Origin of the sequence: Rhizobium terrae (assembly GCF_003425685.1) — a bacterium.
GTDB classification, from domain to species: Bacteria; Pseudomonadota; Alphaproteobacteria; order Rhizobiales; family Rhizobiaceae; genus Neorhizobium; species Neorhizobium terrae.
In genome coordinates this window covers 85,804-97,133 of the sequence record NZ_QJKM01000020.1, presented here as the reverse complement: position 1 = coordinate 97,133, position 11,330 = coordinate 85,804, and the positions used below count along the sequence as shown (strand labels likewise).

Below are 11,330 nucleotides of genomic sequence, written 5' to 3'. Positions count from 1 at the left end.
CACCCTGCATCCCTCTCGACAATGCAGGATTCACCGAAATCTCAATCGTCATCTATTGCTCCTCTCAAAACAGAGGGGTCACTTCTTTATGCCGTCCGGGGGTCAATTGTGCATGTCGCCCGACAACTGGAACGTGTTGGCCGCAAGGATCCAGGCGATCCAATTGCCTGCGACATCGGTTCAGCCTACCACGCCTAATTCTGTCGAGGAGCGTATCCCCGTGGTCCCTATGCGGGACATGGTCTTGTTTCCGCACATGATCTCGCGGATTTTCGTGGCGCGCGACAAAACCCGTCAGGCCGTGGAACACGCTCTTGTCGGTGATCGGCGCGTTGTCGTTGTCGCCCAGAAGCGTATTACGGATGACCGCCCTAGCACTCTTGATGCTCTCCATCCGGTAGGCGTCATTGCAAACGTGGTCGATCGCCAGACACAGGTGGACGGGGCTCTCAAGGTCACCGTCTGCGGGTTTCAGCGAACAGGCATCGTCCGCATTACCGATGGCGAGTTCTTGGCGGCGGAGGTCACTCCGATTGGAGAGCAAGGTGGCCAATCGAAGGAGGCAGCCGCTCTTTCGAGTGCGGTTCTCGATGCCTATCAGATCTACGCCGAGGTTGATTTTTCCGCGCTTCCACCAGGATCCAAAGCGCGTTTCAGCCTGCCTTCAATCGGCGATCCAAGCCTGTTGGCCGATACAGTCGCTCCGTTGCTATCGACCGGTATAGAGCAGAAGCAGCAACTCTTGGAAACCAGTGACGTGGTGACTCGACTCAAAAGACTCATCGAGTTGATGAGCGCTGGCCGCCCCAAAGCTGTTGCATGAATCTAACTTTGGCAGCTGTCGCAGAATATGGAATTTTGCGATAGCCGCAATGTCCGCTCATGGCGGATACCGTTGAAAAAGGGGTGCGGTAATCTTGCTCCGATGTTTCCGTCGTAGGGACGTGCCGAGATATATTCCCCTTCACGCCGGTTTTGGGGTTGGTGCCGGGATCAGCTTTGCGAGTTTCCGGAGGTTTTGGGCTGCGGCTGCGAGGTGGAACTCATCACGCGCTCCGTTCGGACCTCGTAGTCGCAGGCGATCCAGTTTGAGGATGCGTTTAAGGTGCGCAAAAAGCATCTCAACCTTCTTCCTCTGATGCCTCGACGTAACATAGGCTTCGGTCTTGGCGATATCGCGCGCCATGTCGCGAGCGCCCTCATGGATGGAACGTGGTATCTTGCGCGCTGGAGCGTTCGGGCAGCATCGAGATTTTAGGACGCAGGCATCGCAGTCGAGCTTGCTGGCCCGATAGCGTACCATGCCATCTTCATCGACGAGCGGACGTTCGTTCTGGTAGGTGATCTGTCGCGAGCGTAACTCCTTGCCGCCAGGGCAGGTATAAAGATCGCGCTTGTGATCGTAAGCAAAGTCGGCGCGCTCGAATGTGCCATCACGCCGTTCGGACTTATCGAAGACGGGAATATGCGGCTCTATTCCGCGTTCGTGAACCAGCCAGCCCAACATCTCTGCTGAACCATAAGCACTGTCGGCAGCCAACCGTTCCGGATAGAGCCCGAAGCTCTCTTGAGTGCGCTCAATCATGGTGCGTGCCGCGCCGACTTCGGCCTGCCGGATCGCACGGCTCGCCTCCACATCAACGATAACGGCATTATCCAGATCAATCAGATAGTTGGTAGCGTACGCGAAGAAGGCATGGCCTTTCATTGCTCCGGTCCACTGCGCCGCCGGGTCCGACCTCGATACGAACTTCGGTTTTGCTTCGCTGGCTGCACCCCATGCCGCGTCATCGAGCGTGTCGAGATATTCCTGAACCGAGCGACGGGTCTCGGCCATAACTTCCCAGTCGACGGCCTCCGACCCCTCCGCCGAGCGCTGCTTGTTGGCATCCGCCTTGATCAGGCTCGCATCAACGGCGAAGCCTTCGCCACCGACGAGTCCCTCTTCGATGCAACGCCTTACTGTCGTCTCGAACAGTTCGCGCAGCAGATCGCTATCGCGGAAACGACCATGCCGGTTCTTGGAGAAGGTCGAGTGATCCGGGACATCGCCTTCAAGGCCGAGCCTGCAAAACCAGCGATAGGCCAGGTTCAGGTGTACCTCCTCACACAGCCGACGCTCCGAACGAATTCCGAAGCAGTAACCAACGATCAGCATGCGCATCATCAGTTCCGGATCGATCGAGGGCCGCCCGATCTCGCTGTAGAAAGGGCGCAAGTGAGTCCGAAGGCCAGACAGATCAACGAAGCGGTCGATAGACCGCAGAAGATGGTTCGCCGGGACGTGACGCTCGATGCTGAACCCGTAAAACAGTGCTTCCTGCGCCACTGTTCGCTCGCCCATCATCGGCACACCCTCCTAAATCCCTAGAAGGAGTGAATCAGAACTTTGCACTGACAGCAACGCCGACTTTTTCAACGCTATCGGCGCTAAGCGGCCACAAACACCCCATCTGTTGGCATCTGCCGCCGAATTCCACAAAAAAGCCGCGTCCTGAGACGCGGCTTTTTCTATTTCCCGAGAACGCCCCGAAGGGCAGATCATCAACGCGAGTAGAATTCGACGACCAGCTGCGGTTCCATGACGACCGCGTAAGGAACGTCGGTCAGGCCCGGAACGCGGGCGAAGGTCGCAACCATCTTGTTGTGGTCGGCTTCGATATAATCCGGAACGTCGCGCTCAGCGAGCGAAACGGCTTCGAGAACCGTCACGAGCTGCTTGGACTTCTGGCGGACTTCGATGACGTCGCCGGCTTTGCAGCGGTAGGAACCGATGTTGACGCGGACGCCGTTGACGGTAACGTGGCCATGGTTGACGAACTGGCGGGCGGCAAAGACCGTCGGAACGAATTTGGCGCGGTAGACGATCGCGTCGAGGCGCGATTCGAGCAGGCCGATCAGGTTCTCCGAGGTATCGCCCTTGCGGCGGTTGGCTTCGTCGTAGATGGCGCGGAACTGCTTCTCGCGCAGGTCGCCGTAATAGCCCTTCAACTTCTGCTTGGCGCGAAGCTGGACACCGAAGTCGGAGAGCTTGCCCTTGCGGCGCTGACCGTGCTGGCCCGGGCCGTATTCGCGGCGGTTGACCGGGGACTTCGGACGGCCCCAGATGTTTTCGCCCATGCGGCGGTCGATTTTGTACTTGGACGATTCGCGCTTGCTCATCGCATTTCCTTCTCAAACGGTTACATCGGTCTGTTACCAGACCGGATCAAGGAAACACGCCCTCCTCTGAGCCCTGATTTAAGAGCTCTGACAGGCCTCTCACGAAAGCGATCGGAGACGACCACGGGACATGTCAAATGAAACACCGGGCTTGAAGGCCCGGCGTTGGCGGGGTCTTTAGGCGGATGTCATGGAAATGTCAACAGCGCCCGGCGCCACTTCGCATCTTAACCTTTCGGCAAACCTGTTTGCAGGTTCTTTCGACTCCGCCGACCGCAACACCATATCCATAAAGAAGGTAACGTGTCATGATCCGTGGAAGGAGGTAACGTGTCATGCGTCCGAAAGCCTGGAAAAGCCCAATCAGGATCGAAAACCCCGAGACCGGCGTGATCCGCACGGTCAAGACCGTGCGCGAGGCAAAGACCGTGCTCGACCGTTTCTGGCCCGCCTATCACGGCAGCCAGCATCATCGCGCCGAAGAGGTATGCGCGGCGGCGCTGAATGGGAAATCAGAACCGACCGAAGCACGGCAGGCCTTCATCGCGGCGGCCGTCGAGGCGCATTTCCACATCCAGTGACGATCTATTCGGCCGCGGCGCGCGGTTCGCCCTCGTCCGGCGCATCGGCATTGCCGGGTGCGGTTTCCGCCTGGAGGTCCGGAAAAGCGACGATGCGCTTGCCGGAAAAGTCGGCATGCACGACGATCAGCCCCTGTTCCTCGAAATAACCCAGCAGGCGGCGGGCGCGGCGGGCCGAATGGGTGCCGTAGGCTCGTGCGATGCGCGCGTCGGATGGGCAAGGTTCACCGCCGATCGCCGCCTTCGCCATCATCAGGAAGACCCCTTGGAGGTCATCGGAAACGTTGATCGAGAGCGACAGTGCGGTCGCCCACGCATCGCTCGCCGCCGTCTGCGCATCGACGCCCGAACGGGCGATCGCGGCACGGCGGCGGAACTCCGAAAGAGACAGCGGCGGTCCCGGCAGGCGGCGCATGCGGGCGCGCACCAGAAAATCCTGATAGAGAACCGAATCCGTCCGGTAACCGGATTGCGGGTCGTCGAGGATTTCCGAGAGAACGGCGGCAAGCCGTTCCTCGCGCTCCTCCGGCGTCAGTTCCGGCTGGGCCGTGCGCGGTTCCTGCGGTGCCGGCGTTGCGGCCGGCATCGAGCGGGTGAGTTCGGCGAGGATATCCGTCGTCGGACGCGGCGCGGGCGTCGCGCGGCGCACCGCGACCGGCCGGGTGAATTCCTCCGGATCGGGCGTGAAGATCAGGTCCTCGACATCCTGCGGCGCATCCGGCAGCGGCATCAGCTTCGGGCTCGACGAGCGCGCGGACGTCTCGACCGCACCGATGACGATCGGCAGCGGCCGGCGCGACAGAGCGGGACCAAGCGCGACGAAATTGCCGCGCTTCAGGTCGCGGAACATTTCCGCCTGGCGCCGGTCCATGCCGAGAAGATCGGCGGCGCGCGCCATGTCGATATCGAGGAAGGTGCGGCCCATCAGGAAATTCGAGGCTTCGGCCGCGACGTTCTTGGCAAGCTTCGCCAGGCGCTGGGTGGCGATGACGCCGGCAAGGCCGCGCTTGCGGCCGCGGCACATGAGGTTGGTCATCGCGCCGAGCGAGAGTTTTCGCGCGTCCTCGGAAACATCGCCGCCGACCGAGGGGGCAAACATCTGCGCCTCATCGACCACGACAAGCACCGGGTACCAGAACTCGCGGTCGGCATCGAAAAGCCCGTTCAAGAAAGCGCCGGCGGCACGCATCTGCTCTTCGAGATCCAGTCCTTCCAGCGTCAGCACGCAGGAGACGCGGTTCTTGCGGATGCGGTTGGCGATGCCCGCAAGCTCGGCCTCGGTGCGCTCGCCATCCACGACCACATGGCCGAACCTGTCCGCCAGCGTGACGAAATCGCCTTCCGGATCGATGACGACCTGTTGCACCCAGGGCGCGGACTGCTCCAGCAGGCGGCGCAGCAGATGCGACTTGCCGGAGCCGGAATTGCCCTGGACAAGCAGGCGGGTGGCCAGAAGCTCCTCGATATCGAGCTTGGCCGGATCACCGCCGGACACAATTCCCATATCGATGCCGACCTGCAATGCACTTTCCTCTTACGCCGTTTCCTGAGCGGAGACTCGCCGGTTCCGCGACTCCGAAGCCTTAACAGAGATCGGGATTCGTTTCGCCGGGCAAGAGCGAAAATGCACAGAGTTTGCGGCTATTCGAAATTGATCTGCCAGGAGATGCCGAAGCGGTCTTCCAACCAGCAGAATTTTCGGCTGAAGCCATAGTTGTCGATCGGCATCATGAACGTCCCGCCCTCGCTGAGAGCCGCGGCCAGCCGCTCCAGTTCCTCCTCCGTCCCGCATTCGACGAAAAAGGAAAAGGACGGCGTGAATTCGAAGGCGTGCTTGACCGGACTGTCGATACAGTCCACCTGCTGACCGGCAAGCTCGAAAGTGGCGCGATACACGCTGCCTTCGGCTCCCATCTCACCCGACCCGTAACGCTTGATATCGACGATCCGGCTTTCCGGCAGCACCGACGTATAGAAGGCGATCGCCTCCTCGCACCTGTTGCCCTGGAACATCAGGAAAGGCCGGACGGATTTCACCGGTTTCGACATGATGCCTCCTTCTACGAAGCGGCCCGGCGATAGAGCGCAAGCGAACCCGCGAGCGCCAGAAGCGCGCCGCCGCAGGCGCGATCCAGCCAGAGCGCACCCTTCCGCTTCAACAGATGCACAGCCCGCGAGCCGAGCAACGCATAGGCGAACATCACCATGAAGTCGATCAGTGCAAAAACGATGGCGAGAATGGCGTATTGCGGAACCTGCGGCGCCTCCGGCGCGATGAACTGCGGCAGAAAGGCCGAGAAGAACAGGTAACCCTTGGGATTGGTAACCGCGACCAGAAAGCTCTTCAGGAAGATCGACCTTGCAGACCCCGAGCCTGACGCTACGGCACTTTCCGTTACGTCAAGCGAGCCTTTGGAGCGGATCAGCATGATGCCGAGGAAGGCGAGATAGGCCGCGCCCAGCCATTTGACGACCGTGAACCAGAATTCGGAGGCCGCGAGAAGCGCGCCGAGACCGAGCGCCACCGCGCCGATCAGCACGAAATCCGAAATCATCGCGCCCGCCATGCCCGGCAGCGCTCGCTTCAGGCCGTAACGCGAGCCGTTGGTAAGTGCGAGAAGCACGGTCGGCCCGGGCGTGGCGATGCCGATGAAGGCAACAATCGCAAAGGCGAGCAGGGTTACGTCGCTCATCAGTTTCCTCCTACCAGAGATGACGTCCGTCGATGACGGTATGCGGCCATTCCTCGGCGTCGAAATCGTCGAACAGCCGGGCATTGATGGCAAGTCGCCGTGTCTTGCCGTCCCAACTGCCATCCATCTGGAAATCCGGGCTGTCGCTATAGGTCGTGCAGCCGCAGGTGCCGCAGAAATGATGCGCCACCATTTTCATCTGCCAGCGATAGACCCTGTCGCTGGCAGGTTCGGCCGTCACCCGCACCTGGGCCGGCTCGTAATAGGCAAACAGATGGCCGCGGCGGGAGCAGAGGGTGCAGGTGCAGCGGGTCAAGGCCTGCGGCAGTTCGCCATCGACCTTGAAGGTCGTCTCGCCGCAATGGCATCTTCCGGTCAGCATGGGTTCCTCCTCCCGGAAAACTTCAGGCAGCGGCGCGCTTGAAGCCGAGCGACAACAGGCCGGCGCCGATCATCAGCGAACCGCCGGTCCGGTTGACGATCTTCTGCACCTTGGGCTTGCGGATCGTGTTGCGGGCCATCGACGCCAGCAGGCCATAAAGCGCCGCGTTGAGGGTGGCGAGCGTCAGGAAGGTGACTTCGAAGATCATCATCTGCGTGAACAGCGGCTTGGTCAGATCGAGAAACTGCGGCAGGAAAGCCACGAAGAAGACGATGCTCTTCGGGTTCAGCGCCGTCACCGCATAGGCATGCAGGAAGATGCGGAAGGGCCTTGCCGACGACACGTCGGCCTCGTCCACTTCGGCTGCGAGTTCCGAAACCGGGGCGCGCCAGAGCTTGATGCCGAGATAGATGAGGTAGGCCGCGCCCGCCCATTTCAGGATCGTGAAGAGAGCGGCAGACGTCGCAAGCAGGGCGCCGAGGCCGAGCATCGAGGCGGTCATTGCGGTAAAATCGCCGAGCGCCACGCCAGCCACCGTGGCAGTCGCCACCTTGCGGCCGTGGCTCAGCGCATAGGAAATGACGAGCAGGATGGTCGGCCCGGGAATGGCGAGCAGGACGGACGACGCGGCGACGAAGGCGAGCCAGTGTTCAAGCGACATTGCGAAATTCCTCCAGAGAAGGAGGCGAGCAAGCCACCGATTTTTCCGCTTTGCAAGCGGTGTTTTTTTGGAGATCAGGCAGCCTTGCTGTTGAGCGGCCGGACCGGCGGCTGCTCGCGCCTTAGTGCCTGCGCCAGATCATAATTGGCTTGCATGGACAACCACGCTCGAGCGGTGCTGACACCAGCCCGCTCCAGACGTACCGCGAGATCGGGGCTAACGGCAGCCCGGCCATGGAGCACCCGCGACAGAGCGACCCGCGACATGCCGAGACGTCCGGCCGCTTCCGTCACCGATAAACCTAGCGGCGCTAAAACATCCTCACGGATCAGTTCACCAGGGTGAGGCGGAAATCTCATCATCGCACGACGCCTTGAGTGATAGTCTTGATAGTTTTGCTGGTCGACCAGTTCGACGCGATACAAGTGTTACCTGAGCCACCGATAAAGCACGTCCGGCTCTCTTTCCTCATTTTCGGCGCCGTCGGTTTCCTCGACCATCACAAAGCCGCGCGCTTCGTAAAAGCGGCGGGCCGGAGCATTGCGTTGAAAGGTCCAGAGAAGAAGCTCGGGATACGCTGCCTTGGCAATCCCCAGAAGCTTCGAGCCGATCCCCTGCCCCTGCGCTTCCGGCAGGATGTAGAGCTGGTCGATCCAGCCCTCCCGGAAAGCGATCGTCCCGAGCAGGTCACCATCCCGCTCTGCACCCCGGATATCGCAGGTCCCGAAGAGATGGCCGCCCCAATAACCGCGATCTTCCTCCGGTGTATGCAGGCCGGCGAGCCAGGGCAGTCGCTCGTCGAAGGAGACCCGGTGGACCAGCGCGGCGGCCGGCATATCGGCCAAGGCGAGCTTGCGGAAGGTAGGGCCGGCGATCATTTTTGAGTGCTCGATAAATCATCGTGCGAAACTTCGCTCAACGCCGACAACCCGGCCTCGTCGAGCCGATAAAAGACCTTCGGCATTTCCGCCGCGCCAAGTCGGCCGTAGAATTTCTGCGCTCCCAGGTTGGACCGCTCCGTGGTGAACTCCAGCCTCAGACCGCCCCTTGCCAGAACCACCTTTGCCGCCTCGCACATCAGCAATTCTCCAACCCTCCTGCCGCGTGCGCCTGCGGAAACATAAAGCTCCTTGAGATACCACATCGACGTGAGACCGGTCGTGGGAAACATCTGGAAGAGCGAGGCGAAACCGAGGGCCTGCCGGTCCAGTGCGACAAGCATCACGCCCTCGCCCCCGTCCAGTGCTTCGGATAGCCGCGCCCTCGCGGTCATCCCGTCCACGCCATCATCGCCGTCATAGTGCCGCTCCATATCAAGGAACAGCGGCAGCAGGAGCTCGACGTCCCCGGCCGACGCCTCTTTGATCTCGATGTCCATATTACCCCTCGTTCACTCTCCAACGTCCATCAATGGAAATATCGCAAGTCGGATCCGTCTCCGACAATTCAGATCATGGCAAGCAGCCGTCTCGCTCCGGCGGATGGACCGCCGGAGCGAGGTTCATTGGGGATGAATCCGGATGCCCCAGTAGGAGAGCCTGCGCTCCCCGGGCGCATCCTCGATTTCTGGTAAGCCGACATCGCGGCGCATGCGGTTGGACAAGTGGGAGACGTCGTTCCGCTCCCGATGCCGCCGCCAGACTGCTGCGATGAGCGCACGAGCGGTGTTCCAAACTCCATATTCCCTGCACAGTTCCGCGATCGTCGCCGACAAAGGATCCGCAACCCAAGATTGTGATTTGCGCATAAGTTTTCCGTCCCGGCGCAGCTACGCAGCCAGGTCCTCTCGAAGGTGAAAAGACGCGCGGAGACGAACGCGAAAAACGCGAACAATCGCTTCGTCAGCCGATCACGTCAGATCAATGGGAAAATGCCAAATGGCAGAAATTTCAGGCTTAATTTGCCTGAAGGCAAATACCCCCCGGCATCGATACATCGAGCGTCGAAGCCGAAAGGACCATTCCGCCAGAGAGGCGCATAGTCACGAGAATGGGGGTCATCTCACGCCTCCTATGTTTGAATAGCGGACAGTCCTCATAGTACACGAAAACAGCCCGTCGGCAAGCGCACAATCTTGAATTGCAGGCATTCGCACCAAAAATGTGGCAGAAAAGCAACAATTACGATGGACTGGAGCAAAGGATGCTCAAACAATGCCGAACCATTTGAGCGTCCCGTTTTCTAAGCCACGGCCAGTCCGAAACCCTGCATCAGCCGGCGCGTCGCGAAGTCCGGATTGCCGGAGGTAAAGACCGCAAAGTCGTAATTGTCCGGATGTTCGGCCCCCTCCACGAGCGGCACTTTCCGGCGCGCCTGGCGGGCGATCGCCTCGGCCGGGTCGAGCCAGTCGACCGGCCAAGGAGCCAGCCGTCGGAAGACGTTGGCCATAAAGGGATAATGCGTGCAGGCGAGCACGACGATATCTGTCTGCTTGTCGTCCCTTTCGATGAAGCAGGGCGATATTTCCGCCATCACCGCTTCGTCGGCGATCGTCTCGCCGCGGATATAGGCCTCCGCCATCCGTGCAAGATTTTCCGAACCGACGAGCCGGACATGACATTGGGTCGCGAAGGACTGGATGAGATCGCGGGTATAGGCGCGCTTGACCGTGCCGGGCGTCGCCAGCACCGAGACGAGGCCTGAACGGGTGCGCTCAGCGGCCGGCTTGATCGCTGGCACCGTGCCGACGAAGGTCATGGCGGGAAACTTTTCGCGAAGGTCGGCGCCGGCCAGCGTGAAGGCGGTGTTGCAGGCGATCACGCAGATTTCCGGATTGTAGTCCTTCAGGAGTTTTTCGAAGAGGGTCAGTATGCGCTTGCGCAGCGCCGGCTCTTCCCAGCCGCCATAGGGGAAACCGGCATCGTCGGCAACGTAGACGAAGCCGCGTTCCGGCATCAGCACGCGCGCCTCGCGCAGCACGGTCAGGCCGCCGATGCCCGAATCGAACATCAGCACCGGCTTCAGCTCATTCCTCTGCGTCATTCCCGGTATTCTCCCCCGTCTTTTCCCCCGGCGCTCCCGCGGATTCGTTCGGGATCTCGTCCGCCGTTCGCTTCGGCCATCGGCGCGGAAAACGGTCGAGCGAGTTGATGACGCCCCGGAACACGCTGATCTCCTGTTCCGTAAAACCTCGCCGCGAGATGACGGCGCGGAGATTGTCGATCATTCTGGGCTTTTTCGAGGGCGGGTGGAAATAGTTGCGGGCGTCGAGCGCCTCTTCCAGATGTTCGAACAGGCCGAGCACCTGTTCCTTGGTCGAAGGCCGCTGTTCGATCGGCAGGAAAACCGTCTCGGCAAGATCGTCCATGCCGGATTTCATCCATTCGTAGGACATCAGAAGCACCGCCTGGGCGATGTTCAGCGAGGCGAAAGCCGGGTTTACCGGAAAGGTGACGATCTCGTCGGCCAACGCCACCTCCTCGTTGGTCAGCCCCCAGCGTTCGCGGCCGAACAGGATGCCGGTCTTTTCGGCTGCCTTGAACTTCCGACGCAAGGTATCGGCGGCCGTGACCGGCGAACGCACCGGTTTAAAGCCGTAGCGCTCCCGCGCCGTCGTCGCATAAACGAAATTCAGATCGGCGATCGCCTCCTCCAGCGTCTCGTAGACCTTGGTGCCGTCGATCACGTGGTCGGCCTTTGAGGCGGCGGACCGGGCTTTTTCGCTCGGCCATCCGTCGCGCGGGTTGACAAGCCTCAGTTCGACTAGTCCGAAATTCGCCATGGCGCGCGCCACCATGCCGATATTCTCGCCGAGCTGCGGTTCGACCAGAATGATCGCCGGGCCTTCGGCAATCAGTTCGCGCTCGCTGTTGGTGCCTGACATTCTCTGCTTCCGTCTCATGGATCCGGAG

General features: G+C 60.9%; 14 protein-coding genes. 2 read left to right on the top strand and 12 right to left on the bottom strand.

The features are described 5' to 3' along the window. Nucleotides 1-4: 4 nt before the first annotated feature. On the top strand, nucleotides 5-823 hold the full coding sequence (locus DMO26_RS28420; protein WP_226951450.1) for an LON peptidase substrate-binding domain-containing protein: 819 nt from the start codon (nucleotides 5-7) through the stop codon (nucleotides 821-823). Nucleotides 824-964: 141 nt separating this feature from the next. On the opposite strand, the gene DMO26_RS28415 is transcribed toward DMO26_RS28420, so the two are convergent. After that, nucleotides 965-2,347, bottom strand: a complete 1,383-nt coding sequence (locus DMO26_RS28415) for a transposase (protein ID WP_117195682.1) — start codon at nucleotides 2,345-2,347, stop codon at nucleotides 965-967. 197 nt (nucleotides 2,348-2,544) lie between these two features. Next, nucleotides 2,545-3,162, bottom strand: coding sequence for a 30S ribosomal protein S4 (gene rpsD, locus DMO26_RS28410; RefSeq protein WP_117195681.1), 618 nt, complete (start codon nucleotides 3,160-3,162; stop codon nucleotides 2,545-2,547). 335 nt (nucleotides 3,163-3,497) lie between these two features. Here rpsD and DMO26_RS28405 point away from each other — a divergent pair, with 335 nt between their 5' ends. Further along, entirely contained in the window at nucleotides 3,498-3,743 is a 246-nt protein-coding gene (locus DMO26_RS28405; protein ID WP_117195680.1) for a DUF982 domain-containing protein, read from the top strand. A gap of 4 nt (nucleotides 3,744-3,747) precedes the next feature. Here the strand turns inward: DMO26_RS28405 and DMO26_RS28400 are convergent, their stop codons facing one another. The 10 genes from DMO26_RS28400 to DMO26_RS28350 form a co-directional block, all read right to left on the bottom strand. Next, nucleotides 3,748-5,265: an ATP-binding protein gene (locus DMO26_RS28400; RefSeq protein WP_117195679.1), complete on the bottom strand. Its 1,518-nt coding sequence runs from the start codon at nucleotides 5,263-5,265 to the stop codon at nucleotides 3,748-3,750. 119 nt (nucleotides 5,266-5,384) lie between these two features. Beyond that, the gene (locus DMO26_RS28395) at nucleotides 5,385-5,792 is read right to left on the bottom strand and encodes a VOC family protein (RefSeq protein ID WP_205421271.1); all 408 of its coding nucleotides are present in this window, start codon (nucleotides 5,790-5,792) and stop codon (nucleotides 5,385-5,387) included. Nucleotides 5,793-5,803: 11 nt separating this feature from the next. Next, complete coding sequence (locus DMO26_RS28390) at nucleotides 5,804-6,436, bottom strand: LysE family translocator (protein WP_117195678.1); 633 nt, start codon at nucleotides 6,434-6,436, stop codon at nucleotides 5,804-5,806. A 10-nt stretch (nucleotides 6,437-6,446) separates the two neighbouring features. Continuing rightward, entirely contained in the window at nucleotides 6,447-6,818 is a 372-nt protein-coding gene (locus tag DMO26_RS28385; RefSeq protein WP_117195677.1) for a GFA family protein, read from the bottom strand. A gap of 22 nt (nucleotides 6,819-6,840) precedes the next feature. Beyond that, nucleotides 6,841-7,479 carry a LysE family translocator gene (locus DMO26_RS28380; RefSeq protein WP_117195676.1) on the bottom strand — a complete coding sequence of 213 codons (639 nt, stop codon included), beginning with the start codon at nucleotides 7,477-7,479 and terminating at the stop codon, nucleotides 6,841-6,843. Nucleotides 7,480-7,553: 74 nt separating this feature from the next. Next, nucleotides 7,554-7,841: a HigA family addiction module antitoxin gene (locus tag DMO26_RS28375; protein ID WP_117195675.1), complete on the bottom strand. Its 288-nt coding sequence runs from the start codon at nucleotides 7,839-7,841 to the stop codon at nucleotides 7,554-7,556. A gap of 66 nt (nucleotides 7,842-7,907) precedes the next feature. Then, a complete protein-coding gene (locus tag DMO26_RS28370; protein WP_117195674.1) occupies nucleotides 7,908-8,357 on the bottom strand; it encodes a GNAT family N-acetyltransferase in 450 nt (149 codons plus the stop codon). Continuing rightward, complete coding sequence (locus DMO26_RS28365; protein WP_117195673.1) at nucleotides 8,354-8,857, bottom strand: GNAT family N-acetyltransferase; 504 nt, start codon at nucleotides 8,855-8,857, stop codon at nucleotides 8,354-8,356. The genes DMO26_RS28370 and DMO26_RS28365 overlap by 4 nt, the downstream gene beginning before the upstream one ends. 803 nt (nucleotides 8,858-9,660) lie before the next feature. After that, complete coding sequence (murI, locus tag DMO26_RS28355; protein WP_117195671.1) at nucleotides 9,661-10,461, bottom strand: glutamate racemase; 801 nt, start codon at nucleotides 10,459-10,461, stop codon at nucleotides 9,661-9,663. Next, nucleotides 10,445-11,302, bottom strand: coding sequence for an RNA methyltransferase (locus DMO26_RS28350; RefSeq protein WP_117195670.1), 858 nt, complete (start codon nucleotides 11,300-11,302; stop codon nucleotides 10,445-10,447). Before DMO26_RS28350 ends, murI begins: the two co-directional genes overlap by 17 nt. Nucleotides 11,303-11,330 lie beyond the last annotated feature (28 nt).

Bases quoted from the DNA above. Each gene is read 5' to 3' on its own strand.
- DMO26_RS28415 (WP_117195682.1), bottom strand. From the start codon at position 2,347: ATGATGGGCGAGCGAACAGTGGCGCAGGAAGCACTGTTTTACGGGTTC.
- rpsD (WP_117195681.1), bottom strand. From the start codon at position 3,162: ATGAGCAAGCGCGAATCGTCCAAGTACAAAATCGACCGCCGCATGGGC.
- DMO26_RS28405 (WP_117195680.1), top strand. From the start codon at position 3,498: ATGCGTCCGAAAGCCTGGAAAAGCCCAATCAGGATCGAAAACCCCGAG.
- DMO26_RS28395 (WP_205421271.1), bottom strand. From the start codon at position 5,792: ATGTCGAAACCGGTGAAATCCGTCCGGCCTTTCCTGATGTTCCAGGGC.
- DMO26_RS28390 (WP_117195678.1), bottom strand. From the start codon at position 6,436: ATGAGCGACGTAACCCTGCTCGCCTTTGCGATTGTTGCCTTCATCGGC.
- DMO26_RS28385 (WP_117195677.1), bottom strand. From the start codon at position 6,818: ATGCTGACCGGAAGATGCCATTGCGGCGAGACGACCTTCAAGGTCGAT.
- DMO26_RS28380 (WP_117195676.1), bottom strand. From the start codon at position 7,479: ATGTCGCTTGAACACTGGCTCGCCTTCGTCGCCGCGTCGTCCGTCCTG.
- DMO26_RS28375 (WP_117195675.1), bottom strand. From the start codon at position 7,841: ATGATGAGATTTCCGCCTCACCCTGGTGAACTGATCCGTGAGGATGTT.
- DMO26_RS28370 (WP_117195674.1), bottom strand. From the start codon at position 8,357: ATGATCGCCGGCCCTACCTTCCGCAAGCTCGCCTTGGCCGATATGCCG.
- DMO26_RS28365 (WP_117195673.1), bottom strand. From the start codon at position 8,857: ATGGACATCGAGATCAAAGAGGCGTCGGCCGGGGACGTCGAGCTCCTG.
- murI (WP_117195671.1), bottom strand. From the start codon at position 10,461: ATGACGCAGAGGAATGAGCTGAAGCCGGTGCTGATGTTCGATTCGGGC.
- DMO26_RS28350 (WP_117195670.1), bottom strand. From the start codon at position 11,302: ATGTCAGGCACCAACAGCGAGCGCGAACTGATTGCCGAAGGCCCGGCG.